Origin of the sequence: Novipirellula aureliae, from assembly GCF_007860185.1 — a bacterium.
GTDB lineage: Bacteria > Planctomycetota > Planctomycetia > Pirellulales > Pirellulaceae > Novipirellula_A > Novipirellula_A aureliae.
This window is the reverse complement of record NZ_SJPY01000007.1, coordinates 161,449-187,683: the sequence shown is the minus strand read 5'-3', so window position 1 is coordinate 187,683 and position 26,235 is coordinate 161,449. Positions and strand designations below refer to the sequence as shown.

General features: G+C 52.7%; 18 protein-coding genes. 8 read left to right on the top strand and 10 right to left on the bottom strand.

Annotated elements, in window-relative coordinates:
- Positions 1–247 precede the first annotated feature (247 nt).
- Positions 248–1,795: an anthranilate synthase component I family protein gene (locus Q31b_RS20770; RefSeq protein WP_231617731.1), complete on the bottom strand. Its 1,548-nt coding sequence runs from the start codon at positions 1,793–1,795 to the stop codon at positions 248–250.
- Positions 1,792–3,213 carry a DUF6513 domain-containing protein gene (locus tag Q31b_RS20765; protein ID WP_146601583.1) on the bottom strand — a complete coding sequence of 474 codons (1,422 nt, stop codon included), beginning with the start codon at positions 3,211–3,213 and terminating at the stop codon, positions 1,792–1,794. Before Q31b_RS20765 ends, Q31b_RS20770 begins: the two co-directional genes overlap by 4 nt.
- Positions 3,214–3,530: 317 nt before the next feature.
- Here Q31b_RS20765 and Q31b_RS20760 point away from each other — a divergent pair, with 317 nt between their 5' ends.
- Positions 3,531–4,217 (top strand): RluA family pseudouridine synthase, encoded by a 687-nt coding sequence (locus tag Q31b_RS20760; RefSeq protein WP_231617730.1) that lies wholly within the window; start codon positions 3,531–3,533, stop codon positions 4,215–4,217.
- A gap of 6 nt (positions 4,218–4,223) precedes the next feature.
- Here the strand turns inward: Q31b_RS20760 and Q31b_RS20755 are convergent, their stop codons facing one another.
- The 3 genes from Q31b_RS20755 to Q31b_RS20745 all read right to left on the bottom strand — a co-directional run bounded on the left by Q31b_RS20755 (position 4,224) and on the right by Q31b_RS20745 (position 8,882).
- Positions 4,224–4,916 (bottom strand): DUF2461 domain-containing protein, encoded by a 693-nt coding sequence (locus Q31b_RS20755; RefSeq protein WP_146601582.1) that lies wholly within the window; start codon positions 4,914–4,916, stop codon positions 4,224–4,226.
- A 67-nt stretch (positions 4,917–4,983) separates the two neighbouring features.
- On the bottom strand, positions 4,984–6,105 hold the full coding sequence (locus Q31b_RS20750; RefSeq protein ID WP_146601581.1) for a DUF3293 domain-containing protein: 1,122 nt from the start codon (positions 6,103–6,105) through the stop codon (positions 4,984–4,986).
- A 404-nt stretch (positions 6,106–6,509) separates the two neighbouring features.
- Complete coding sequence (locus Q31b_RS20745) at positions 6,510–8,882, bottom strand: hypothetical protein (RefSeq protein WP_146601580.1); 2,373 nt, start codon at positions 8,880–8,882, stop codon at positions 6,510–6,512.
- Between the two features lie 210 nt (positions 8,883–9,092).
- Between Q31b_RS20745 and leuB the strand changes: the two genes are divergently transcribed.
- From leuB to Q31b_RS20720, 5 genes are all read left to right on the top strand, one after another.
- Positions 9,093–10,163 carry a 3-isopropylmalate dehydrogenase gene (gene leuB, locus Q31b_RS20740; RefSeq protein WP_146601579.1) on the top strand — a complete coding sequence of 357 codons (1,071 nt, stop codon included), beginning with the start codon at positions 9,093–9,095 and terminating at the stop codon, positions 10,161–10,163.
- A 22-nt stretch (positions 10,164–10,185) separates the two neighbouring features.
- Positions 10,186–11,244, top strand: coding sequence for a phosphatidate cytidylyltransferase (locus Q31b_RS20735; protein WP_231617729.1), 1,059 nt, complete (start codon positions 10,186–10,188; stop codon positions 11,242–11,244).
- Positions 11,241–12,047 carry a TatD family hydrolase gene (locus Q31b_RS20730; protein ID WP_146601578.1) on the top strand — a complete coding sequence of 269 codons (807 nt, stop codon included), beginning with the start codon at positions 11,241–11,243 and terminating at the stop codon, positions 12,045–12,047. Before Q31b_RS20735 ends, Q31b_RS20730 begins: the two co-directional genes overlap by 4 nt.
- A gap of 75 nt (positions 12,048–12,122) precedes the next feature.
- Positions 12,123–14,045 (top strand): OPT family oligopeptide transporter, encoded by a 1,923-nt coding sequence (locus Q31b_RS20725; protein ID WP_197171960.1) that lies wholly within the window; start codon positions 12,123–12,125, stop codon positions 14,043–14,045.
- Positions 14,045–14,596, top strand: a complete 552-nt coding sequence (locus Q31b_RS20720; RefSeq protein WP_146601577.1) for a hypothetical protein — start codon at positions 14,045–14,047, stop codon at positions 14,594–14,596. The genes Q31b_RS20725 and Q31b_RS20720 overlap by 1 nt, the downstream gene beginning before the upstream one ends.
- Position 14,597: 1 nt before the next feature.
- Here the strand turns inward: Q31b_RS20720 and Q31b_RS20715 are convergent, their stop codons facing one another.
- The 5 genes from Q31b_RS20715 to Q31b_RS29135 form a co-directional block, all read right to left on the bottom strand.
- The gene (locus Q31b_RS20715) at positions 14,598–15,692 is read right to left on the bottom strand and encodes a glycosyltransferase (protein WP_146601576.1); all 1,095 of its coding nucleotides are present in this window, start codon (positions 15,690–15,692) and stop codon (positions 14,598–14,600) included.
- A gap of 1 nt (position 15,693) precedes the next feature.
- Complete coding sequence (locus Q31b_RS20710) at positions 15,694–17,247, bottom strand: exopolysaccharide biosynthesis polyprenyl glycosylphosphotransferase (RefSeq protein ID WP_146601575.1); 1,554 nt, start codon at positions 17,245–17,247, stop codon at positions 15,694–15,696.
- 81 nt (positions 17,248–17,328) lie between these two features.
- Entirely contained in the window at positions 17,329–19,713 is a 2,385-nt protein-coding gene (locus tag Q31b_RS20705) for a polysaccharide biosynthesis tyrosine autokinase (protein ID WP_146601574.1), read from the bottom strand.
- 173 nt (positions 19,714–19,886) lie between these two features.
- Entirely contained in the window at positions 19,887–22,619 is a 2,733-nt protein-coding gene (locus Q31b_RS20700; protein WP_146601573.1) for an O-antigen ligase family protein, read from the bottom strand.
- A 19-nt stretch (positions 22,620–22,638) separates the two neighbouring features.
- The gene (locus Q31b_RS29135; RefSeq protein ID WP_146601572.1) at positions 22,639–22,857 is read right to left on the bottom strand and encodes a hypothetical protein; all 219 of its coding nucleotides are present in this window, start codon (positions 22,855–22,857) and stop codon (positions 22,639–22,641) included.
- A 135-nt stretch (positions 22,858–22,992) separates the two neighbouring features.
- Here Q31b_RS29135 and Q31b_RS20690 point away from each other — a divergent pair, with 135 nt between their 5' ends.
- Positions 22,993–24,033: an ROK family protein gene (locus Q31b_RS20690; RefSeq protein ID WP_146601571.1), complete on the top strand. Its 1,041-nt coding sequence runs from the start codon at positions 22,993–22,995 to the stop codon at positions 24,031–24,033.
- Positions 24,033–25,988, top strand: a complete 1,956-nt coding sequence (locus Q31b_RS20685; RefSeq protein WP_146601570.1) for a 6-phosphogluconolactonase — start codon at positions 24,033–24,035, stop codon at positions 25,986–25,988. Before Q31b_RS20690 ends, Q31b_RS20685 begins: the two co-directional genes overlap by 1 nt.
- Positions 25,989–26,235: the final 247 nt, after the last annotated feature.

The following is a 26,235-nucleotide window of genomic DNA, read 5'->3' as shown; positions in this document are numbered from 1 at the left end:
TATGGAAAAGCTGACGCCTTCGGCTAAGCGTTAAACGATTAAATCAGCAGGCCGCTATCGCCAAAACGGCTAATGAATCATCCAGCCTAGATGTTTTCGTGGCCTAGGCTTCTAGTCTGGGAGTCTTCGGTCCCCTAGGCTTCCAGCCTAGATGTTTTCGGTCCCCAGGCTGGAAGCCTGGGCCACATGTTCCGGCGAAGCCGCGTTAGGATCCTAAGGCAACGGCCAACCCCATTGCCTATACGGGTCACCGAATCGGCACGCCGCCGGGCAGTGCTTTTAAGATCCCCGCTGCCTTTATCCAAGTTTCCGCTTCTTCTAATTCAGGGCGACTGCGGGCGGTGATCCCTCCGCCAACGGGTATTTGCCAATAGCGTGGTGATGATTGCTTGACTGTTTCGCAATCACCTGAAGGGGCGTTTGAACGAGTACCTGCACGGGTGGCGGACGTGATCGTTCGAATCAAAATATTGAACTCCGCTGCACCGTGACAGCTGATGTAGCCCATCGACCCGCAATACGGACCACGACAATGGGGTTCGAGTTCGGCGATTGTTCGCATCGCTTCAATTTTTGGCGCACCGGTGATACTGCCGCCTGGGAAACAAGCTTTGAGTAGATCCACGATTGTGCGACCGACATCAAGCTTCCCTTCGACAACGGATACCAGGTGCTGTACGTACTGGTATTTTTCGAGTTGGCAGAGCTTGCGAACATGAACACTTTCATCGGTGCACACCCTCGACAGGTCATTTCTCATCAAGTCGACGATCATGATGTTTTCCGCCCTCTCTTTTTCACTTTTCGATAGTTCGTTAGCGAGGGCACGATCGGAAACCTCGTCACCGGTTCTGGCAACGGTTCCTTTGATCGGCCTGGTTTCCACCCAACCGTCTTCCAGTTTTAGAAACGACTCGGGTGAGCTGCTGATTACCTCAAAATCCTCGCCCTTCAAGAAGGCACCAAAGGGAGCCGGGTTGATGCTTCGTAGCCGTTGATAGAGGTCGGCGGAGTCGGATGTTGCTCGGCACAGCAACCGTTGGGCTACATTGACCTGGAAGCAATCCCCATTGAAGATTTTCTCGACGACCCTGGCAATCGCATTACGAAATGATTCGCTTGAAAAATTACTCTCCACGCGCGATCGATCAACATCATCGAGCGGAAGTGGTTGCTTTGGTACGGACTTCGATCGACGACAAGCTGTTTCCAGCCATTGTTGCACCTCATCGGCTCGTCGCATGGCTCGCGGCACACGGCATTGGTACGAATTGTCTTGATCGAGGGCCGCAAAACCTTGGCTGATTAGCCAAGACTTTTGTTGGTGGTGATCCGTTGCGATCGTCCAGTCGTAGAGTCCGAGCCAGATCGCTGGGGTCGGGAAATTGTCCTCTCGTGCAATCGGTATCGTTTCGAGCCAAGTTGCTGCTTCATAGCCAATCAATCCAGCAATCCCGCCCTGCATCGGCGGCAGGTCATTTTGGGAATGGTTGACCTTGGGCATGTGGTCGTACCAAGCTGCAATTTGCGGCCATGGATCGCGATCACCAAGATAGGCGATTAACCGGTCGACCGGATTGGACATCAAAAACGAATAGCGACCGGATGGTAAATCCGAATCCTCGTTGTCGGATAATGGGCCGCCGTCGCGCGGTGTGGAACTAGCGGAATCGAACCATAAACAACCATCGCGGTTGGCAAAGTCGAAAAAGACGTCGGCAATCGAAAAGCCAGCCGGCAATTCGCGGACAATCGGCAGCGGTTGATCTTGGTTTGGCGGCAAAGAAGGATTCAATTTTGTGGTTTTCGAGGGTGGTTTTTTTTGAGTCGGTGTGACATTTCGGGGGCAGTCAATAGCCCCCAATCCAAGGATTGATCTTGGTTGTATCGCTTGCCCAATTGTAAAGCAATCATCGCTTTCGCCATTTCGAATCCCAAATAGAAAGCATGTTCGCGGTTTACGTTATCCGATGGAGGTTTTGTCAACAAATCAGCAAAAATTTCCATCGGATCGGTTCCCGACAACTGTACGTTCGCGGCAAGTAAGTGAATGAAGCCGTTTTCAGCCAAAATGCGATAGTTGTTGTCCTTAATCGAGTTCGCCAAAGCATCAATCGCCTCCTCCGTGTAGGTGGGTAGGGATGCGTCGCGGAGCATGACAACGTCGCCCGTCAGATTCTTTGGTGGGACATGGTTTTTCACGCTGTGATAGACAAGCCGACGAATCCGATCGCATTCACGCACGCTCGACCTCGCCCAGTTGATCACCTCGGTTGTCAGCACGCTACGGATGCCCAATTCTTGGCAGACTCCCAGTAGCAGAAAGTTGACGCCAGCCGAATCCACTTCGGTCAACTCGGTTAGATTACCGATGCCCATCATCGTTTCAAACTCGGGATAGTCGCGCCGAGTTTCCGCGTACCGAAGCAAACTGTTGGTCAAGCCAATTCCGATTGGCTCAAGAATAGGATCCAAACGGCAGGGGACCTTGGCTTTCGACAAAAAATCGATGTTTTTTTCAAAACTTTTTTTGTCGTTGGGATGATCGGGAATCACGACCACTTCCACCCCCCAATCGACAGCCTCATGACAATTCTTTGAGTTGACCGAAAGAACTAAACAAGCACCATGACGAGCGGCTTCATTTGCTTCCCAGGCATCGAACGTATCAATCGAAACACGAAGTCCTGCATCGACAAGTAGCTTGACATAATCGCCAATTGCAGCGCATCGAATCGTCGGGTCACAGCCAATGTCAATGATGTCTGCGCCTGATTCTTGAAGCTGCGTTGCACGCCGATGAAAATCCGCCAACGACATTCGAGGAACATGATTGATTTCGGCAATGATTTCGATGTCATAATCGCACAGATCGACCTTGTCGACTTCTTCGCCAAACACGTTGGCCAATTCACGGCAATCTTTTGGTCCGTAAATCACGGGTATTTTGACGCTCTGGTCAAGTTCTGGCGTACCGCTCGTCAAATATCCAGGGACGATGATGTGAGTTGTTTGCGGTGGTGGATTTAGATGGCGGGCAAGCCACTTTGGTGTCATCAACGCTGCTACCGTAATCGGCATGACGCCAATACTAAAGTCAAAGCAGTGCTTCTTGGCCAGTATCGAAACCGTCTCGCGAAGAAGCCCTTCTGCCAACTTTCCAGTCACGAAGTGATAATGGTGCGACGGTTCAGGTGTGACTCGGCGTTGCATGAAAGGCTATTTTAAGTGAAAGGAATATCGAGAAGAATGTGAAGCGAATGGATCCAGTGCAAAGGGTTGTTTTGGTTTCAGACGATGCTTCAAAGGAGCCGCATACGAGGCGCTTCCAATACCGATGTCCTTGCTTGAATCCTGTTTTTGTTTGCGATGTTTCCATTTCATGTCTTGACGCGCATGAAGAACGCTTTACAAATTAGATCAACGAGAGATTCGTCGATCAACAAATGATTCATTTTCATTGTTGTCGTGGCCGGGGTCTCTCGTTTTTTTATTGCCACTTGCTGCTTGCTACTCAACACGACTCTACGATGCTCGATCGAATTCGTATTCTACACGATGCTGTTTCGATGCTCGCCGTTGAAAAGCCAGCGGGTCTTTTGACGCAAGCGCCGAACGGTATTGATAGTTTAGAGCTTCGACTACGTCAACAATTGGCTTCACGCACCGATTATTTGGCGATGGTTCATCGTTTGGATCGCGATGTCAGTGGGGTGGTGCTCGTTGCCTTGTCGAAACGCATCGCCAGGCTACTGAGTGATCAGTTCGCGACCCAGAAAATCCAAAAGAACTATCTTGCCGTTGTTTCGGGGAAAGTCGATCAATCGCCAACGACGTGGGTCGACTATCTGCGAAAGTTACCGAATCAACCTCAGGGCGAAGTGTGCTCCGAACGTGTTGCGGATGCCAAACGGGCCGAGACCAACGTGGAGGTGTTAGACGTCGCAATCGATCATCGTTGCTCCTTGCTACGGCTAATGCCGATGACAGGTCGAATGCACCAACTTCGCTTGCAGTCGGCTCAGCGTGGACACCCTATTTGGGGTGATAGGCTTTATGGTGGCCCAATCCTGAATGACGAATTGGTACCCGATGGCAAGGGCGATCGTATTCTCTTGCACGCCGAATCGATCGCCTTTCATCACCCGCGAACAGGTGTTCGTACGACGATTTCGTGTGCTCACAACTTTCCCCTGAATGCTTTTGGATTTGCTTAGCGCGGATCAATAAGGCACATCGATGGCATTGCAGAGGAAAACCATCAACGGTCGGGCAGCACGAATTCGCTCGATGATCGTTTTCACCACATCATGGTGGACAAGCTCCCCCGGCGAGAGCGGCGCGATGGCGATGAAGTCGATCCGTCGCAAATCGTCGATCAGAGGATGCGTTAGATCGTAATCTCGTGGCTTCGTCTTCAAGCGTTCCCCCGACAAATCAAAGTGCTTGCGAAAGGCTTTGTTATCACGAGCTTTTTTCCATGCGGTCGGTTCGTGGTCAATTGCCGATCGGATCGCTGCTAGAACGGTTCGCTCGGGACGCCAGCACCCCATGCCGACAAAACACTCATCGGCGGCCAAGTGGATATAGGCACCCGGGGCGTGGATGTCCTTGTTCGCCTGATGCCGAAGCGAAATACCCACGTTTGTTTTGTAAGGAGTCTTGTCTTTCGAAAACCGAGTGTCGCGATAGATTCGCATGACGCTCCCACCATGCCCCTTCGGGATAGCCGAAAGCATCGGAGCGACTCGGGCGAGTGGTTTTTCGAGTCTGCGGACCAATTCCACCGCTGGGCCTCGAACATTCTGTTCATACTCTGCCTTGTGCATCGCAAACCAATCTCGATTGTTGTTTTCCTTTAGCTGCTGAAGAAATTCAAAAAGTTCATTTGTCAAAATCAGGTCTCTATTTGGCATGATTGATTCCAAGGTCTCCGTTCAAACGCTCGTTCCTAGCCAGAAGGCTGGGAACCAGTGGTGACGCTTATTGAGTACGACTTCTCTTTGCCCTAACCACGCCTTTCGCGTCAACCACAAATAACTCATGGTCATCCAAGCGATACACCGCACGTTGCCCATACTTCGAGGCGAAGGCAAGGATAACTCGTTCTTCGATTTCGGCTACTAGAAAACTCTCTTCTTTCCACCTTTCACAACGTGATTGACTCACGACATGGCGAACTTTATCGGTCTGCAATTCTAGGCTTTTTAAAAGCATGTCATTGCGACGCCGATTGGTTGACGGATCGAGCACCTGTTCCTGAGGGTTGTAAGCCGTGATCACAAAACAAGGTGTTTTGAATGGTAGGTTGACTGCATCGGGACCCGCGTAGATCGTTCTCGACCTACTATCTAGAATCAACGAATGACTGAACGCGGACCAGACTTGGTCTCGCTTTTCGATTATCTCTATCGCTCGTAGCATTAGCGTCTTAGCGGCTAGGAATCGTGGCAGCGAAAAGGATCGACGGGAATTCTCATGCAACGGATGCTCCGCATTCGAAAAACGCGTGCGATTGTCCATGACCCAGGCTCCTATTGCACGAAAATCTTGTTCCGACCAGCCTAGTTCAGCGAGCAGTTCCGGAATCCTTACGACTTCGCCATACACCCGCGCTGCATCCCCCATTTCCCGGCCATCGCTGATCGGATGATTCGTATAGGTTCCTACGAGTTGCCGCAGTAACCGTTCGAGGTTAACCAAATGTGCATGGACAAACGCCATTCCAGCTGGTTTCTCGAGATCGTCACGTGTGATGATTCCTTCGATCTTGTCATCCCGAGTTAGCAGCAACCAAGGCAATACCTCCAAGTGGGAAAAAGCATCGCTTAGAGAGAGATCCGCGGGAAAGCAATGCTTGTTTGGGAGCGGTCGAGTCCAATCGGCAAGCGTTGAATCACGATTCGCATTCGCCAATTGGTCGCGATGCACAATCAATGCAGCGGGACTACTTTTTACAAAAGAGATGTCGAAATCAAGTGCTGTCATCCAGTAAAACTGCTCGAGCGCTGATTTGCACGGTTCCGCTAAGTATACACCACGGCTAGCGATATCGAGCGCCTTCATCCAAAGATGTGGAGACCGACCATTATCGTATACTGTCATGGCAAATGGGTTTCGAATGTGATTGTCGTGTACGTCGTTGCTGTTCTATTCAATGCTTCCACGAATCACATCGACGGGCAACGCGTAGCAGTGCGTTCGGCTACGGCGGGCGATAATCAAACCGACTAAGTTACCCTCAAGGCGAATTCTTAAACATGGCGGATATCGAACAAAGTAGCATCGAACCTAGCCCGGTGGGCGAAACATGTTCTGTCGGTGGCGTGAGCCACCGGAATGGATGACGGCTGAACCACTAGTCCGGAGGGCGACACCGCTCGATGATGTGTCGCCCTCCGAAGCTTGTGCCTCCGGAGCTTGTGCCTCCGGAGCTTGTGAGAACCGGGGAGAGGTGTCGGTGTGAGGCAAGAAAACAAAAGACAGATAACCTCGAAGCCGAGGAGGTCTTAAGAAGGATTCTCTACGAATTTCCGATACTGTCGCTGTAAGTCGGGCTGTTTGGGTGGAGATGTCAACAGAATGTAAATGGCTCGTTTTCGGCACTCTTCGTCATCGCCCAACTGATTTAGCCCTTCTAACGCCTGTCGTTTGGCTTGATGCCAAGCTTCACTGCCGATTTTCAAACCGCTGGCAAGTTGATCCCATCGCTTCACGCTTTCCCGCACTGCGGACGGGGAATTGGATTGACCGAGCATCCGAGCCGCTTGGTTCAACGTTTCCGCTCGGTCGTTTGAATTGGCTAATCGTTTTTCAATCGTTTCGTTTGCAGCGTCAATTTGACCCGCCCACAGCTGACGTTGAGCATGCGAAAGCGAGCCATCTGCCAATTGCGGCCAACGGAGCAGTGTCTGGCCTATCGTTGGTCGCAGTGAGGAATTTTGCCGGGCATCGTTCATGAGTCGCTCGGTAACCGTGTCTTGCAACGCGTGTGGCGGCGATGGCAGCGGCGGTGCCGTCGTTGGGCTGCGCCGGAATCGATAGAATTGTGTCTGGTATTCGTCTGCACTCGATTCAAACTTTTCTGAATCAATCGCCAATAGATCCGGACGATCAAAGTAAAAGACCGCTAAATGGGTGTATCGATCGAGTATTTCGTGGCGGCTGAGCAGTGGAGTCAACGATTCGTTCAAGCGCACCATCGATGTTTCCCATTCTTTTTGCACCGCGTTGTCTTCTGGTTTTCGCAGCAATTGCTTCCAAAGCTCAAAGGCGGCGTCGATATCGGCAATGTTCGAATCATCCGTCAGCATCCGAGTCGCCGTCTCGGCGGCTTCCAAGATGTGGTTTTCGGCTTTGTAAAGGTTGATCAGCCAATCGGCGGATTGCTGTGCTTCGCTCGACCGAGGCCAAAGCGCAATGGTTTCATGCAGCCGAGCCTTCGTTTCCGACACGCTTTGGCCCGAGTTCGCAGCCAGGATGGTGGATTGCAGATGAGCGGCCGCTGCGGCCTTCGCATCCGGGTGGTCGACAGCGGTTTGCATCAGAATCGTAGCCGCATCGGCCGGTCGTCCTGCAGCGGCAAATGCTGCTGCCGATTCGATTGCCACAGAGATCGCCTGTTCCGAGGATGGTGTTGCCGCCGCCGAGCGGGCCAACATCTGTGCGGCACGAAGCGGTTGATCTTGGCGAAGCAGTTGACGTCCTTGCGTAGCGACGATGGAGGGATTGAGGCTGACGCCCGAGAGGTCGGAGGAGTGAAGGCTGCTGAGCAATATCGCTTCGGCTCGGCGTCGGCCATACGCGCCGTGCCGAACACCAACTTCTTCCATCCACTGGCTGATTCGATCATCGTTGGAATTTCCGGCCGCAATCAAATACTCCAACCGCACAAGATCGATGTCGATCGATGCGTTGGAACGATCGGACCGAGCAGAGTCGAACGCTGCGAGTCGATTCTTGACTTCGGCTAGATTCCCATCTCGCAGTTCGATGCGAATTCCGATCGCTAGAAAGCGAGGGTCTCGGTTCGCGGAGGACGATTGTGCCAAGCCCTCCCACTCGCTTCTCGCCAGTTGGAAGTTGTTCATCTGCTCGAGTGCGACAACTCGCAACTGTTCCACCTCGTCTCGAGCATCACAGCGGTCAGGCAATCGCATCAACGCCTTGTCCGCGGCATCGACGGCCGCGGTGGCAGCCGCGATACGATCCTTGCTACCGGGATCAAACCTTTCGTTGGCGAGCAACTTAACACGGAGAAGTTCGACCAGGGTTTGCTGCGACAACCGATCGAGGTCGTCGATCATCACGTGACGGCGGGGGTCCGAAGTTCGTGTCTCCGATGCCTGGGTATCAAGCTCGATCCGTTCGCGGCGAATCTGCTGTTGCAACTCTTGCAGGGCGGACGAGAGACGAGTGAGTCGCTTGAGTCCTCGATCCGCCTTTTCCACATCCGCCTTGTTAATGACAAATGCCAGTAAGTCCTGTTCAGCAGCGGCGACCAAGACCCGCGATACCGCCAATTCAAGAAATCGTTGGCGGCGGTGGTCGGGGTTAGCCCTTAAAAAGTCAGTGATCGGTTTTTCAGCAAGCTGGACTTCGAGGTCACTAAAATCGTCCAATGAACGCCGGCGTGCCGTTTCAATCTCGCAGCGGCGCATTGCCCAACGGGCGGCATCGTCGGAATCGGGTGGAGAAAGGTTGGCGGCCGATTCCGCAATCTGCGACGCTAGGTCGAATTGCCGATCGAGAATGAGAGCCTTTATCAAGTCATGATCCCGATCGTTTGTTGTCCGGCCAGGCGATGCAGCCGCAACAAACGACGGCGTCGCTAGAGCGTTCAGAAAAAGCGTCAAGAGGAGGAGAAGGATAGCTTTTAGCATTGGTGTCGTTAGCTTGTCGAAATGGGGGTGAACGACTTGTAGTTTACCAAAAAGGTTGGAGTCGATCCTTTAGGCGATTCGGTTCGTTGCGGAAATCGGCTAAAGCCTGGACTCCAACTTTGCGGAAGGTTACTTGGGAAAACGCCTCCAATCGACTAAATTAGTCGACTCAAACATTTTTTATCGCCTCTAACCCCAAATAATAGTCTCTTGAAAGCCAACTTAGTCCTGCTACCTGGCGACGGTATCGGTCCTGAAATTATCACGCAAGCTCGACGCGTCCTGGAAAAAATTGCTGACCTTCACGGCCATGAATTCAGCTTTTCGTCGCATTTGATTGGCGGCATTGCCATCGATTCGTGCGGCAATCCTCTTCCCGATGAGACGGTCGCAGCATGTAAAGCGAGTGATGCGGTGCTGCTTGGAGCCGTTGGCGGTCCCAAGTGGGATGATCCTGCTGCGAAAACGCGGCCAGAAGCGGGCCTGCTAAAGATTCGCAAGGAATTGGGTCTGTTCGCCAATTTGCGTCCGATCAAACTGTTCGATCAATTGGTCGATGCTTCGCCCCTAAAGCGAGAGATCATTCAAGGGACCGATATCCTGTTTTTCCGCGAATTGACGGGCGGAATCTACTTTGGCGAATCGGGCCGTAGCGGTAGTGGAGCCGAGGAGACAGCATTTCAGTCGATGGCCTACAGTGTTTACGAGGTCGAGCGAATCGTGCGGATGGCGGCCAAGGCGGCTCAGCAGCGTGACAATCGCTTGACAAGCGTTGATAAGGCGAACGTTTTGGAGCCAAGTCGGCTGTGGCGACAAACCGCTGCACGCGTCATGGCTGAAGAGTTTCCTGAGGTGAAGTACGATGTCGTGCTCGTCGATGCAATGGCCATGCATTTGATCAACAGGCCCCGTGATTTTGATGTCGTGGTGACAGGTAACTTGTTTGGCGACATTTTGACGGATGAAGCATCGATGTTGCCTGGATCACTGGGGATGTTGCCAAGTGCGTCCTTGGGCCAAGATGGACCGGGATTGTACGAACCGATTCATGGCTCGGCTCCCGATATCGCTGGTAAGGGCTTGGCGAATCCACTTGCGACGATCCTGGCCGCGGCGATGCTACTGCGTCACTCATTGGCGCTAATGGCGGAGGCGGATGCCATCGAGACCGCGGTCGGTAGCGTGTTGGCGGATGGTTTACGGACAAACGACCTCGCCCGAGGTGGTGACGCGATCGGCACCACAGCGATGTGCGATGCGGTTTTAGCACGGTTACAGTAAGATCAATCCACAAAGCTCTTTCATGCTGCTATCCCAATTGATCGACCCCAGCGTTGGCCTAATCGCGGCTGCAGATTCGCGGTGGCTTTCGAATCGCACCTACATTCTGCTAGCGGTCATCCTGTTGGCGCTGGGGATTTCGACCGTGGTGGGAGAAATCCTGTCACGGCGGGAAACGATGGGCGTCGAGTCGGCGTTAATCGACCGGTTCAAGAACAAAGTCCGGGTGTGGTGGATGATGTTGGCGATCTTTGTGTTCGGCTTTGTGCTGCACCGCGTCGGCGTGGTCATTCTGTTTGGCTTGGTTTCGTTTTGGGCACTCCGCGAATTCATCACCATGACGCCGACGAGGCGAGGTGACCACCGGACACTGTTTTGGGTGTTCTTTATATTCACGCCCTTACAATACATTTTGATTGGGTTGGGAAGTAACCCGCCAAGCTGGCTCGGTGCGGCAGCCAATCGTGACTTCTATGATTTCTACAGTATCATGATTCCGGTTTACGCCAGTCTCTTCATACCAGCACGGGCTGCGATTGCGGGCGACTACAAGCGATTTCTTGAACGCAGTGCAAAGATCCAATCGGGGCTGTTGATTTGCGTCTATTCGCTTAGCTATACGCCTGCCTTGTTGGATTTGAAACTGGTGGAAACCGGCAAGACACCTTGGCAGGGCAGTAACGTCAGCCTATTGGTGTTCTTCGTGTTGATCGCACAACTCGCGTCGGTATTCGAGCGAATGTGGGGTAAAATTGCCGGTCGAAACGTGATCGCTCCCAAGATCAATGCCAATCGGACGTGGGAAGGATTTCTCGGTTCGATGGTCACGACGGGACTGGTTGCCGCCGCACTTTCCTGGGCCACGCCCTTTCATCCTTGGGAGGCTTGGACTCTCGGCGCGGTGGTGACGGTGATGGCGTGTTGTGGTGCAATGACGATGAGTGCGATCAAGCGAGACCGTGGCGTAACCGACACCGGTACCCTCGTTCAAGGACATGCCGGTCTGCTTGACCAAATCGATTCGATCTGTTTTGCTGCGCCGGTCTTCTATCACCTGACTCGATTCTTTTGGTCCGTATGAAACTCGCACTTTTTGATACTCACGCTCATCTCAACACCGATACGTTTGCGGAGTCGGTCGACGAAGTCGTCGGTCGAGCGAAAGCGGCGGGCGTCGTCGGGATCAACGTGATCGGTATCGATGCGACGACTAGCGAGAGAGCTGTGGAATTAGCAGCCGAGTATCCCGGCTACTTGTACGCAACTATCGGAATTCAACCCAATTCGGCAAAAGAAGCAAGGCCGGGTGATTGGGAGCGGATTGTCGATTTAGTAAGAAAACCAGGGGTTTGCGCGATCGGCGAAACCGGCATCGATTGTTATTGGGACGACACGCCGATTGAGATGCAAAAAGAGTATTTCGATAGACATTTGCAATTATGCCGCGACGTGTCGTTACCGATGGTGATTCACATGCGAGAAAGCGGTGAATTGATCGTCGACCAATTGCGTCAACAACCGAGTGTTCCGCGCGGAATCATGCACTCGTTTACCGGTGACCTTGCTTTGGCAAAAGAGTGCTTGGATCTTGGTTTGCACATCAGTTTTGCTGGCATGGTTACATTCAAAAAGAGTGATGCACTTCGCGAAGTTGCCGCAATGGTACCCGAGGATCGCTTGCTCATCGAGACCGACTCGCCCTATTTGAGTCCTGAGCCCTTTCGGGGCAAGCGGCCCAACGAACCGGCTCGTGTGGAGCATACGCTGCGTTGTTTAGCGAAAACTCGATCGACGTCGCCCGAACATTTAGCACGCGTCACAACCGATAACGCGAAGTGCTTGTTGGGGATTGGAAACGAGTGGTTTGCCATGGAGTTAGATTGACGGTTGGCCGTCGTGGATCTTGTCAAAGATCCCTGAGCGTCAGGAACTTTAACAAGATCCAATCCCCGAAGCTTCATGGCTGCCAAAGTACTACATGCAAGTGTTGTGAAGCGATACGTTTTTTGTAATCCTTTACTTTTGGAGCTAACCGAATCGATGTCAGCAGCCCCCCAATCGCTTGATTCCGCGCCCGAGATGATTCCGATTCGCCGTGGTCCCTATCCTGAGTTTACTTGGGTCGCCGTCTTGCTCGGTTGGATCATTGGTTCGTTGATCGCTGTTTCGATCGGCTATGCCGCATTGATTTTAGGGTTTGCGATCGAAGGGTCCGAGCTTGCTGCGATCCTCGGTTGGGGCGTGCTTCGTGGTGTGATGCGACGAACCAGTATTGTCGAGAATAACATCAATCAAACGATTGCCTCCTCGGTCAATGGCGCATCGTCGGGGATCATGTTTACCGTCCCCGCACTGTTCATCCTCAGTCGGACTTCAGGCCTTGAATCGGTAGCCGACTTCAGTGTTCCGCTAATGATTCTGGCCTGCATTACCGGTTCGATTCTTGGCTTAGCGTTTGTCATCCCGCTGCGGAAACAGATGATCGATTTTGATCGGTTGGCATACCCGGGTGGGATTGCGGTCGCAACGATATTGAAATCGCCCGGAGCGGGTGTGCGCAAAGCCACGCTATTGCTTGGCGGTGCATTGATCTCCGGCGTCTCACACATTTTGGTACTCAACTATTTCGGCGAAGACGGCAATTGGGATGCAGGGCAGATGTTCGGGCTTCCATCCATGCTAAACGTCAGTTTGTATTTGTCGATCATGACGATCGGCGTCGGCTATTTGTCGGGCAAGGGAGGGTTTTGGTTCGGTGCAGGAGGGTTCTTGTGCTACTTCTTGCTGTCTCCTTTGCTGGGCAGCTATGGGTCGACGGAAGTGATCGAATTGGTATCCAATCCGACCGAAATGCGAGGGGTTTTGTACAAGCCACTTGGGATCGGCATGTTGGTCGGGGCGGCGATCGGCGGCATTATCGCTGCGCTGCCACTGATCCTAAGTGCTCTGAAGTCGATGCACACCGCTGGCAACGCAAGCAGCGATTCCAAAGCGGCATCCGATGAAATGCCGATTCGATTGCTCTACGCAGCGATCGGATTGGGAGCAATGACGATGATCTGGATTGCCTACAATAGCGTCGATTCGATGACAATCGGCCGGGCGGCTGCGATGGCCGTTTTGGGCACCGTTTGGGTTTGGGTCGCTGGGGTGGTGGTTGCCGAATGCGTGGGCCGCACCAATTGGTCGCCAACTTCGGGGATGACGTTGATCGCAGTGACGATCGTCATTTTGATTGCTCAAGGTGGGCTGGAGAAACCGGAAACGATCACCAGTTCGATCTTGATCGGAGCCGCAATCTGTTTAGCAATCTCACAAGCGGGCGACATGATGTTGGATTTGAAATCGGGGTATTTGATTGGCGCCATTCCTCGACGGCAACAAATTGCACAGTTCCTTGGCGTCTGGCTCGGGCCGATTATCGTCATTTCATTGATGATACTGTTGAACGAACAATATGAGATCGGATCGGAAAAGTTACCGGCTCCCCAAGCCCAGGCATTGGCCTCGGTAGCCGAAGGAATACTCAACGATGACGTGCCGGCCTATCGTTACACCGCGGGCGGTGGCCTGGGGTTACTGTTGGCACTCAGTGGCCTTGGTGGTATCGGTGTGCTAATTGCTTTAGGTTTTTACATGCCTTTCCAGATTGCACTGACCTACACGATTGGAAACGTGCTTCGCGTTATCTCTGACAAGACGATGGGTAGCAATTTTGGTCATGAGGTCGGGATACCGATCGCTGCTGGGTTGATCGTGGGTGAAGCCTTGGTGGGGGTTGGCTATGCGTTGATGCAGGTCTTCTTTTCCAAACCGTTGTCGACGGAGACTGCCATGAGTTTGGGGACCGTTTGTTTCGAACATTTGTGTGGGTGGGTGTGATGCGAATTCTAGGACATACTTTGTTGTGGGCCGGCTTCTTAGCAGGTGCGTTTGTCTCGTTGAGGCATCTCGAATCCGCAGGCGAAGGCTGGGCGACGATTCGCTGGGATTTGTACGCGGTGACGATCGTTGTCGGGATCATCGGGGTCGTGTTGTTGAGAATCGATAATCAAAAGGTCGAGGCAGATGATACAAAGACGGACGGCCAAGTATCGATACTTCGCAGTCGTCTTGCTCGCTTGATCGAGGTTGTCGACCAGCTTTGTCGTAGTGACTCCTTGCACCCGACTCAGGTACGCGATTCGATTGATGCGGATTGCACCGGACCGCTGGCCGAATTTGCTGAAGCGAGAAACGCTCTGACTCGGCGATATGGTTTAACCGTTTACGCTGACATCATGACCGAGTTTGCATCGGCTGAACGTTACATCAATCGGTCATGGTCCGCTGCCGCCGACGGCTATGTTGATGAAGTCGCAGCGAGTCTCTTGCGGGCAAAGGGGCACTTGGCGAAAGCGAAAATTTTGATTGATAATGCGGATGAACGTTAACTTACACAGCGGACTGGGAGACACCGTAACGAACAAGAGCATCTCTTAGATTTTGGCGGAAGATTGACGCAGAAAACCGCTCGGCGTTCGCTCGGCAATCAAGGGGCGAAATCGCTGCCTGACCTAATTCGTTGACAGCGGCTGCCAGCGACTCCGGTTGCTGAGCGTCGAAGAAGATTCCGGTCTTCCCTTCGATGACGGTTTCCAGAGCACCGCCAGCGCGGAAGGCAATGACGGGGCAGCCGGACGCTTGGGCTTCGACGGGCGTGATGCCAAAGTCCTCAATCCCAGGGAAAATGAATGCCGACGCTGTTTCGTAGTGCTGCTTGAGTACTGAAAAGGGTTGTCGGCCGAGGAACTCGATATTCGGTTTCGCCAATTGCTCCAGCTTCTTTCGCTCAGAGCCATCGCCAATCACAACCAATCGCTCGCCCAATTGGTTGAATGCTCTTACCGCCAAGTCGATACGTTTGTACGAGACCAATTCCGAAATGACGAGGCTGAATGGCTCGCGGTTACGATCGGATTGGAAATCGTCCACTGCAACGGGTGGATAGATAACCTCGGATTCACGCTGATAGTATTGGGCGATCCGATCGGCAACGAATTTGGAATTCGCTATAAAATGATTGACCCTTTGTGCAGCTTCGAAATCGAATCGGCGCAGTTTGGGTGCGAATCGGTCAAGTGCGATTCGGGCGGCGAGGGAGTCCTTTTTGTAGGCCTCCCCAAGTTCCCAAAGGTAGCGAGGCGGGGAATGGCAATAGCAGACATGTTTGGTCTCTGGTGAAAGCGTTAGCCCTTTGATTAGCGACGCATCACTGCTGACTAGTAAATCGGTATTGTTTGGAACGATAAGGCGTTTGATTGCAAACGGATGAACGGGAATCAAATGCCGGTAGAGCTTTGTGGCAGCGGGAAAGAATCGGATCGGGCTTGAAAGGATCCGTCGCCCCGCTAGTCCTGGAACCTCCACGTGAGGGTTTTGAATCAGCGTGTAGATGTCGCTATCTGGAAAAAGAGCGGCAATTTGTTCCAAGACTCTTTCGCCGCCTCGATAACTTGCGATCCAATGGTGGGCGAGCGCAACCTTCATCCTAGTAGGCTCCGCGTTTCATGAGAACGGCAGCGGGCGTGCGAAGTAGAATCCAAGCGTCGAGCCAGGGTGACCAATTGATCGCGTAATGATGGACCAGGAAAAGTCTTGTCTCAAAGTTGGTATCATTGCGTCCCGAGACTTGCCATAGCCCGGTAATTCCTGGCCACATTTGGGTGTATTCGTAATAGCTCGATGCATAGAGCACGATCTCATCGGGTGGAACGGGTCGCGGGCCAACCAAGCTCATTTCGCCGACGAGAACGTTCCATAGTTGAGGCAATTCATCGAGGCTCCAACTTCGAAGGACGGAACCGATACCGGGGATAATCCGAGGATCCTCTTTGAGTTTGTGGTCAACTTGCCATTTGGCTCTGGCGACCTCGTCCGTTTCAAGTCGTTGCCGGAGCACCTCGTCCGCATTGGGCACCATGGAGCGAAATTTCCACATTCGAAACGACTTGCCGTGTTGGCCCGCTCTTACGCTGCCATAGAATATCGGGCCCGGTGAAATCACCCGGATGGCCAATGCGATGATGGCCATGGGCAAAGCCAAAAGAACCAGCAGCGGAATACAAATCAGCAAATCAACCGCTCGTTTGAATACTCTTGGGAAAAATCGCAAGAACGGTGTGGTCCGACCATGCGTTACCACACCCGGCAATCCACTGGTGTCGACGGAATCGTCATCGACCGTCAGGGTGTTGAGCCAAACAACGCTGGGGAACTGAAAAACGAGTCGGTCGGAATAGGCAAAGGCGCTTTTCGGTGAGACGAGGCATACAACCGGTGCAAGCTTTTGTCGTCCGATCGTTGCGGCGTCATTGTTGTGGCCAAGGGAGGACCCGGTGTCCTCTCGTCGATCTAAGTTCGAGGTGAAGCCAACAGGCCGGTATCCAGGAACTCCACGGCGATTCAGTAAGTTCATCGCGCGGGTGCAGTCTTGTTGATTTCCAACCAGCAATAGCCGCATTCCCCACCATGATGTTTTCGACAAGATCCGCCGGGCGATCCCTCGCGTCAGTGGTATCAGCGCACAGATGCAAAGTCCTGCAAAGACAAAGATTGCGAATTCAATTCGAGGCAATTGGCCAAGCACAAGATTGGAAGTCGAAAGGATGATCAGTCCCATAAATGCGGAACGAACGACCCCCCGAATTTCAGCGACCGGACTAAGGCCCGCACCAGGATACAGTTGATGGAGCGAAAAGAAAACGCTTTGTAGCAACAGATAGATTGGGATTTGAAACCAAATGCCTCGGTTGAATGGGTGCCCTTCATGTAGGTTGACGAGGTAGCAGGCGAATACCAGACATAATGCGCTAGCGACCAGGTCGAGCAAGAAGATCGGAAGGCCTGTGGAGAACGATTGTAGTGTGTAGGCGGCCCGCAGCATCCGACTCGGCTGGATTGCCGTATGCCTTGCAATGATCGTCTCTAGCTCTGCAGACTCGGGTCCGAATGCACGCGTTTTCGTTGGCGCGATGCTAATCGGACCACCGAGCAACTCGCTAGCGTCCGCATATCGAATGGTTTCGGCCGGTCTTTGGATCACAATCTGGAACAGTCTTGATAGAGATAAGTTTGTCTACGTTCGCGTGGAACGACATCAGCAGACTCGCAACCATAGCTCGCGTTATGCACGCACGAGTGGTCGAGTCGGTCTTTTCTGCGTTTCGAGCCGTTCAGCAGCCATCGGTTCATGAGCGGCATATTCGCGGTGATATTGACCGACATAGCTGTACTCGTCCGCCCGATAGTTGCCATAGCCGTAGGTTGCTTTCGCATTGTTACTGACGCCGTTGACCACGATCGCCAACGGACGAATGCCAATATCGCTCAAAATCCGACTGGCTCGCTCGACCGGACGTCGGCCATTTTTGCAAACCCGGACGGTCAAAATGACTCCATCTACCAGTGGAGCCACGATCGCAGGATCCGCGACGGCTAGTACGGGAGGTGCATCCACCAAGACGATGTCGTATTGGTTTCGTGCCGATTGCAGCAATAAACCCATGCGATTGGATTGCAGCAATTCGGCTGGTACGGACGTTTCGGTTCCGTGAGGCATCACATCCAAATTCTCAACCGACGTTTTCGACGCGGCCTCAGCGAGTGTGCTATCCCCTTTGAGCACATCGGCCAGTCCGAGCCGGCCTTCGAGTCCGAACAGACCAGCGACAACGGGACGTCGTAAGTCAGAGTCAATCAAGAGGACGCGTTTTCCGGTTTGAGCAAACGAAATTGCTAAGTTCGCAATGGTCGTCGACTTGCCATCGCCAGGATGCGGACTCGACATCATCAGCACTTGCGCCTCTTGGCCGCTTGCTTTGATCATCAATGACGTTCTTGCGACTCGGTACACTTCGGCTTCGGCGGAGCGTGGGCAATGAGACGTGATGAGCGACGGAGCAAGCGAAGTCTCGGAGGGGCTTGGGATATTCATTTTGCGAAGGTCAAAACGCGGGACATGAGCAATTGCAGGTGCCGCAAGCGTCTTTTCGAGATCCTCAACATCGCGGAACGTCGTATCGAGCAATTCTGCGGCAAGCGCCGATGAGCTGCCAAGGAACATGCCTAACATCGCACCAAGGACGACAACGATCGGCAACTTAGGCCAGGATGGGTTGCGAGCGGATTCGGGACTGGCCAATAGATCCGTCGAAAAACCTGCATAGGAACCAGCCAAATTCAATTCTTGCAGACGCCGGATGACTTCGTCATATCGAGCTTGGGCGCGTACCAGTTTGGCTTTCTTTGCACTTCCTTCAAGAAACGCATTCTCGACTTCTTTGGCCAATCGCAATTCCTCTTCGCAGGTTTCGACTAGAACCTTTTCGCGAATCTCGTACTCCGATACGTCATTTGTCAACAGCCGAGTGTAGGTGCTCAGCATCCCTTTGGGATCTAGTTTGTTGTCACGTACCGGTTCTTCGGCAGGGGCGTTTTGGGCGATGAATTGGCGGATGACTTGGATTTCCTGCTGTGTCGATTCGACAAGCGGATGGTTCGCCCCGTAAACGTCCACCATCGTCCGTTCTTTTTGCAGCAGGTCCAAAAGCCGATTGTACTGAGCTCGTGCGGCTTCCGCCCTTAACGGTTGATCCATTTGAAATGCAACCGACTGGGTTTCGCCACGCGTCATATCGAGAAAGAGCTTTAATCGGGTCACTTCCTTCTGGCTAAGCAAAGCGAGTTTATCAAGATCGTTGACGTCGTTTGTGTCATCTCGTTTCGCATACGAACTGATCACGATAAGCCTTGATTTGGCTTCGGCTAATGATGAGCGAACGTCTGTCAATTCCTGTTCCAATTGATCGAGACGGTTCTTGTGTACGTCGCGAACCTGATCCCCTTCAAGCAAGACGGGAACCTTGGAAATGAAATCCCGATACTCGTTGTCGGCCGTTACCAATTCCATTTCGTTCTGTACCCGAGCCGCCTCAATCAATTCTGCTGCCTCGCGACTCGTATTTTGGGAATGAGATTCCACATACGTTTGGTAGGAAGAATAAACGGCCGCCAAGATCATCGCCGCGTCGTCGGGATGGGGAGCACGAAACGACGCGGACAAAACCATCGCGTTCTCCGCTGCTCCCTCACCGCCTCGTCCTACTTCCATCTGTTCAATGATGTAATCGATGGGATTGCCATCTTCGGACAAGACTTGGCGAATCGTCTCGGTCGCTTTTAGGTTCCCCGTTTCAATCGCGTTCGCAACGTTTTTGCGGCTGAGGAAAAGCCGCATGTGTGTTGCTAGCAAGTCCTCGTGAATCGAGTCACCGCTCGCTTGAGCGTTACTCATTGTTCCGTTCGATGCCATTTCGCTCGATCGTTGCCCGACCAAGATCTCAATATGCGATTCGTACATTGGCGTCGTTGCATAAAAATACAACAGACCGACACCAACTCCGAAAACCGTCCCGAGGACGAGATGGTACCAACGGCGACGGATCAATCCGATAATATCCAGTTCAACCGATTGATGTCCGACATTTTGCTCGGATGAGTTGGAAGGCATGGAAGACTCAGCAAAAGGAAGCGAGGGACCGATCGAAAACGAGTCGGTTCCCTGTCAGCCATCGATGAATGAAGAGTCTGCGTGGGAACCGCCATTGGGTTCTTTCGGCCAATTTGCTTAGCGGAATCGGACTTCCTTCAAGATGCTCGCTCGTCGGAGTCGTGCGGTTTTTTCTAGTTTTGCGGGTCGTGTGGATTGTAGAGAGGATGCTGCTGGGAAACCCCCCGGCGAGCTTGCTCGACTAGATTTTCAAAGCGAGTGTCGATTGGATGCAGTGTACGCCCGACGGTCGCCTGGTTGAGCGCTTCGGTGAATCGGCCGAGCCGAAGCAGTGATTGGATGTAGCGGATCCGGTAATCGATGTTGCGTGGCTTCTTGGCCACCGCCTGTTCCCAATAGAGGACGGCATTTTCTTGATCGAGTAACTTTTCATAAAACTGGGCTACGACCGAGAAACGTTTATCTTCAGCAATTTGCTCTTCGCCGACTTCTTCAGCTGCCAAGAGGTACTCGATCATCTCGTGCGCAAGTAGAGGGTCGAGTTCCAATTTTTCGGCTTGATCTTTGGAGTTCTCGTTTGCCGCCACAGGAGTCGCGGCCAAGCGAAGAAAGATATCGGGACGCGTCGCGGGCACGAGTTGCTTGGCAACTCGCATCGGTTCAAGACGTTGACAAGCTAGACTAATGATCGGTTCGATGTAGCGATGCTCGATTGATAGGGACCGGGTCCATTGGTCGATCATTTGCTCATCGTTCTTGGTGATAAAGGCAACCAAGCCATTGCGAAACAATTTGTCCACGTCATTATTGGATAAGCGAATGGAACGATCGAGAAAGACATTCCTTTTCATTCCGGTGATCGATGCGATTGACGCGGACCGATAATAGGCAGAAGGACGTAGTGAATTGAACGCAAGCGAACAATACAAATCGGCCATCATCTGCGATAGAGGACGGCGGAGTGCCTCGGTTGAAACGAAATCTGCGAGAAGTTGCTCGTGATATTCATCGGGAATGGCCGCCAGAAGATTCAAAATATTGATCGGATCGGTCGATTGCCAATCCGCGCTTTGGCCACGCCTTTGTATTTCGTCCATCAGTTCGGTTCGGTATTGTTGCAATCGCCAAGCGGCACGGCGTTCATACAATGTGGCACTTCTCGGATGATGGTCGATTGCTTCGTCGAGCTGAGTCAATCGCTCTTCAATCATTTGCGGCTGTGCAGAATCATCAAGCTCAGTGATCCTGGTCATGGCGAGCGCCTGCCGAGCGATCATCTGATCGCTGCTAATCGAAATGGACCAAAGCAAACATGCTACGCAAGCGATGGTCCATACGCTGCGATGGGAACACCTTTGGATCCATCGGTCACTGGTTTCCAGCGGTATCCGTGTCGCCATCGGCGAGATTGGTGTCATTAAGCCGCTCGCGACGACACTCACAAGAATCGCATAGACGAATAGGTTCGTCGGGATCGTGATGACAAAATCAGCTAAACTCTGAACGAATAGTAAACAGAAGAGTGCGATTCCGAACGATGCCCAAGCCTTTGTCTCGAGAGATCGATCGCTGCGAAGCGATGGAATGCATTGTTTCAAAAACCAAAGCATCAAAAGTCCGAGTAAGACGATCCCGATCAGTCCCGATTCGGTCCCGATTTCCAGAAATTGATTGTGGGCTTCACGGAACCAAGTTGAATGCGTTTGAGTTTGTTCGCTTAGCGTCGCGTAGCCGTAAGTTCCCAAACCCGACCCGCTCGGGAAGTGGGCGATGGCGGTTTGCACCCCGTCCTTCCAATGTTCCCAACGCGAGTCGGCGGCAATCACATCGAATGATAAGTCGCTGGTTCGCTGCCCAACCGATTCCCCCACGTCTTTGGCAACCCAGGTGATACATAAAAAACAGATCGGCAACGCAATGGCAACGTACATCACTTTTCTTGAAAGGGACTTGTAACGCAGAATTGCGATGACGAGACAGGCGAACAAAGCGGCGGCCCAAGCACCTCGCGATAGCGAAACACCCACGCCGATGATGATCAAGCCGAGACAGATGAGAAGCGTAATGCTATAAGGGGTCAACCACTCGTCCGACCGTTTGTAGCGATATTGAGAACGGACCGATCCTCGACGCTCTGCCAATAACAGAAGAGCCGCCGCCGCAGCGGGCATGATCGCTGCAGCACCCGCATTCTTATAAGCAAAGCTGCTAAATGGGATTCCCGGCACGGTATTGCGAATGCCTGGCAGAATTTCGACGCTACCGCCTGCCCGCTGAAGAATTCCCCAAATCGCTAACAAAGTACTGTTGGCGACCAAAACCCACAACAAGATTCGGCGACTTTCGCTGGTTTGAAACAATTGCGCGGCAAGTACGGCAAAAGCCAATCCGATTAAGTACGGAACAAGTGCCCAACGTGTTTCTTCCACGGCGACCGATGCGTTCGTGGTGGATGGTGACAGCGACTCAAGAGCTGGATCGGAGGTGGAGATGCGCTCTATCGCTGGCAACAACTCGGCTTCAGCCGGCAGGGTGAATTGTTCATGAATTGCAACGGGACCTTGAAAGTACCAATTGCTAGCCCACGGGACAGGCAAGAGCTGAATACCGCCATAGAGGATCCACAGAAGTGCCAATACGAAAAGGGTGCGCGGGATGGGGCGTTTCTCTTCGGTGCGATAGTTTGCAACCGCGGCACAGAAAAACGCAATGCAAAGAACGATCGAGATGTTGCGGAGCGTGTCGGGTTGCATCGCCCCGTTCAGCCACGTTCCATAGGCGAATGCACCGAGCATCAAGGCGCGGCCCACGTGGGTTAGGCCCCTCTTCCAAACCGATTCCCGCTGAGAATCGGTACCAATGGTTCGGGGTTTCAGTGTTCGTGCTGGTTCGGCCACCCGCAACATCCGTTCTTCTCCAAGTGATTCAATCGATGGGCGTCACTTCTTGCTGATATGTGTTCAAGATGATCCATACTCTGGTTTGGGCCCGTTGGGCAATAGCGTTTCCGCGGAGCCGCAGGTGCTGATCCAGGTTCTCGATGGAGATAGAACCATTCTTGCTGATCTCATCGTCGACATTTTTAGATGCCGACGCGCGATTGATATCGAGCAGGGAATGCTCATCCACTTTGGTGCGCACCAAAAAAAGATTTCCTGGTCACAGTGGCGGCGTGTAGAATGTTGAGAAAGTGTAGAATGCTCTTATAAAATGCTCTTTCTAGGCAGTTCGATCGAATTGTCGCTCAAAATCCTTCGAAAACCTGCCACTTTTGCGTTCATGTTTAAATCTGAATTATCGGCAAATGACCTAGGTCAGAATGTCTCCGATCGAAATGCCCTGTATCTTGGAATTGACGTCGGCGGGACGGAAGTCAAGTTGGGGCTCATCGATTCGGATGGCGAAATCCTGGCTCTGAAGCAAACGGCGACATCGGACTTGGTCTCCCCCGAAAATGTGCTAGCGTTTGCCATCGATTTTGCAAGGTACCATTGTGAGAAAAACGGCTGGCAATCGATTTCGGCAGTCGGATTGGCCGTTCCGGGAGTCTTGGACACGCGGAAGTCGATTATCCGCGAGGTGGTCAATCTTGATGGTTGGCTAGGCGTGCCTCTAAAGGACATGCTTTCGCAACGGATTAGCTGTCCAGCCACCGTGGTCAATGATGCCAACGCAGCCGCTTTTGCGGAACACGGCGTTCGGAAACTCAATGACCGTTCGCTAGCGATGCTGACCCTTGGGACTGGAGTCGGTTGCGGGTTGGTCGTCGATGGCAAGCCTTGTGGAGGTGATTTTGGTTGTGCGGGTGAGTTGGGGCACGTGGCGATTGACTTTTCCGACAGCGCTTTACCATGCGGTTGTGGCAGTTGTGGTCATTTGGAATCGTATGCGGGTGCGGGTGGTGTCGTCGGCAGAATGAGAGTGGCGTGTCTCGCGGCAAACCAGCAAATCGATTCCGCTCTCACGCCACGGGGAATCGCCGAGCGGGCAGAATCGGGCGACAAAATTGCCATTCATATCGTTATCGAAACGGGAATGTATATCGGGCGAGCGATTGGCATGGTGGGACAAGTCATCAATCCGGCCGTCGTCTTGCTTGGCGGAGCCATGACGTTTGGGGGGGAGGCCTCAAAGGTTGGCCAGCTGTTTTTGCAGGCCGTTCGCGAATCCGTTCAGCAAACCACGCTCGTGCAAGTCAGCGGCAACATGCAGATCGAATTCGCCCGACTTGGAAATCGTGCGGGCGTGATTGGCGCAGCGATGGTTGCTCGTCATCATCTAGACCTGTCACCCGAGCGTACCTATCACACATTTTCCTGATGAACGTTATCAATTCTGCATTGTCAAACACTCAACTTGATCGCAACGAAAAGATCCCATGCCGGGTTTATGCCAAAGCATCGGACGCTAGTATTGCTGCAGCGGCAGAAATCGCTCGTTTGATTCGCGCTCGAGCGCTCGAAGGTTTGAACTGCGTCCTCTCATTGGTGACCGGCTCTTCGCCGACGCGAATCTACGAAGAATTGGTTCGACTGCATCAACAGGATGGGCTTTCTTTTCGCAACGTCATTGTCTTCAATCTTGACGAATATTATCCGATGCAAACGGATGAGCTGCAGAGTAACGATCGGTTTTTGCGCGAGCATTTGACCGATCATGTCGATATTGACGAAGCGAATATTCACTTTATGTGCGGTTCGATTGCGAAACAGGATGTCGCGGAGTATTGCACGAAGTATGAGCAGCAGATCATCGACGCCGGCGGGATCGATTTGCAAATTCTGGGGCTGAGTCGAAATGGGCATATTGGCAGCAATGAACCGGGAAGTGATGAGAGTACGCGGACGCGAATGATCACGCTTGATCAAGTGACCCGGACCGACGCCGCGAGCGATTTCTTTGGAGCGGAGAACGTGCCACGTCATGCGATCACAATGGGTGTGGGCACGATTCTAGAAGCACGCCGCTTGTTCTTGTTGGCGTTCGGTGAGGGGAAAGCATCGATTGTTGCCAAAACCGTCGAAGAGGAAATAACGGCCTCCAACCCGGCCTCGTTCTTGCAATCGCACGATTCGGTTGAGGTCTTCTTGGACGAAGCGGGGGCGTCGGGGCTAACACGGTTCGCCACCCCATGGCTCGTAGGGCCGATTGTCTGGGACGATACCATCACCCGTCGCGCCGTCATCTCACTTGCGTTTCAAACCCAAAAAGCCATCTTGAAACTAACGGAGGCGGATTACAACGAAGCGGGATTCCAGGACTTGTTAGCAAATTTTGGGAGTGCTTATGATATTAACCTGCGAGTTTTCCGGCATTTGCAATCGACAATCGTTGGTTGGCCAGGTGGTAAGCCGGCACATGCAAAACAGGTTGGTGATCGGCCGGGCAACCGTGACGATATCTTTCCGAAACGAGTGATTGTTTTTTCACCGCATCCCGATGATGATGTGATTTCCATGGGAGGAACCTTGATTCGTTTGGTCGATCAATCCCATCAGGTTCATATCGCTTACCAAACCTCGGGTAATATTGCGGTCTTCGACAATGATGCGCTCAAATTCGCTGAGTTTGCAGCTGATTTTTGCCGTGAGTTTCACATTGCCGCGGCGGGCCTCGACGAGTTGGAAAACCATGTCGACGAGTTTCTTAGGAACAAACGGTCTGCTCAAGTCGATAGTCCGGAAGTACAGCGAATCAAGGGGCTCATTCGCCGCAGTGAAGCTCGAGAGGGAGCTCGATGCTGTGGCGTGCCAGAGGAGAATCTGCATTTTCTTGATTTGCCGTTTTACCAAACGGGCCGGATCAAGAAGAATCCACTTTCAGAGCGAGACATTGAGATCACTGTTGATTTGCTACGTCAGGTCAAGCCGCACCAGATCTATGCCGCTGGTGATCTCTCCGACCCGCACGGCACGCATCGGACCTGCCTAAGCGCGATTTTGAAAGCGTGCGAACATTGCCGCGATGACGATTGGTATCAAGTCGCCCAGGTTTGGCTTTACCGCGGTGCCTGGCAAGAATGGGCGTGCGAACAAATCGAGATGGCGGTGCCGCTCAGTCCGGCGGAAGTTCAGCGTAAACGGATTGCGATCTTCAAGCATGAATCTCAAAAAGACCGAGCCCTTTTCCCAGGTTCGGATATGCGTGAATTTTGGCAACGTGCCGAAGCACGCAATGCCGAAACAGCCAAACGCTACGACATGTTGGGATTGGCGGAATATGCAGCCATCGAAGGCTTTGTCCGCTGGGACGGTCACACCGGGATCGAGTTGTAACAACCGTGGTGTGTCATGGGCACTCATTTGAGTTGGCGGTAGTGGATCTTGTTAAAGATCCTCGCGTGTAGTGCATCTTGTAAAAGATCCACGCGTGTAGTGCATCTTGTAAAAGATCCTCGCGTGTAGTGGATCTTGTTAAAGATCCTCGCGTGCAGTGCATCTTGTAAAAGATCCTCGCGTGTAGTGGATCTTGTTAAAGATCCTCGCGTGCAGTGCATCTTGTAAAAGATCCTCGCGTGTAGTG

Excerpts from the sequence above, each read along its gene's own strand:
- Q31b_RS20765 (WP_146601583.1), bottom strand. The coding sequence starts at position 3,213 with ATGCAACGCCGAGTCACACCTGAACCGTCGCACCATTATCACTTCGTG.
- Q31b_RS20760 (WP_231617730.1), top strand. The coding sequence starts at position 3,531 with ATGCTCGATCGAATTCGTATTCTACACGATGCTGTTTCGATGCTCGCC.
- Q31b_RS20755 (WP_146601582.1), bottom strand. The coding sequence starts at position 4,916 with ATGCCAAATAGAGACCTGATTTTGACAAATGAACTTTTTGAATTTCTT.
- Q31b_RS20750 (WP_146601581.1), bottom strand. The coding sequence starts at position 6,105 with ATGACAGTATACGATAATGGTCGGTCTCCACATCTTTGGATGAAGGCG.
- Q31b_RS20745 (WP_146601580.1), bottom strand. The coding sequence starts at position 8,882 with ATGCTAAAAGCTATCCTTCTCCTCCTCTTGACGCTTTTTCTGAACGCT.
- Q31b_RS20735 (WP_231617729.1), top strand. The coding sequence starts at position 10,186 with ATGCTGCTATCCCAATTGATCGACCCCAGCGTTGGCCTAATCGCGGCT.
- Q31b_RS20730 (WP_146601578.1), top strand. The coding sequence starts at position 11,241 with ATGAAACTCGCACTTTTTGATACTCACGCTCATCTCAACACCGATACG.
- Q31b_RS20725 (WP_197171960.1), top strand. The coding sequence starts at position 12,123 with ATGGCTGCCAAAGTACTACATGCAAGTGTTGTGAAGCGATACGTTTTT.
- Q31b_RS20720 (WP_146601577.1), top strand. The coding sequence starts at position 14,045 with ATGCGAATTCTAGGACATACTTTGTTGTGGGCCGGCTTCTTAGCAGGT.
- Q31b_RS20715 (WP_146601576.1), bottom strand. The coding sequence starts at position 15,692 with ATGAAGGTTGCGCTCGCCCACCATTGGATCGCAAGTTATCGAGGCGGC.
- Q31b_RS20705 (WP_146601574.1), bottom strand. The coding sequence starts at position 19,713 with ATGCCTTCCAACTCATCCGAGCAAAATGTCGGACATCAATCGGTTGAA.
- Q31b_RS20700 (WP_146601573.1), bottom strand. The coding sequence starts at position 22,619 with ATGTTGCGGGTGGCCGAACCAGCACGAACACTGAAACCCCGAACCATT.
- Q31b_RS20690 (WP_146601571.1), top strand. The coding sequence starts at position 22,993 with ATGTTTAAATCTGAATTATCGGCAAATGACCTAGGTCAGAATGTCTCC.
- Q31b_RS20685 (WP_146601570.1), top strand. The coding sequence starts at position 24,033 with ATGAACGTTATCAATTCTGCATTGTCAAACACTCAACTTGATCGCAAC.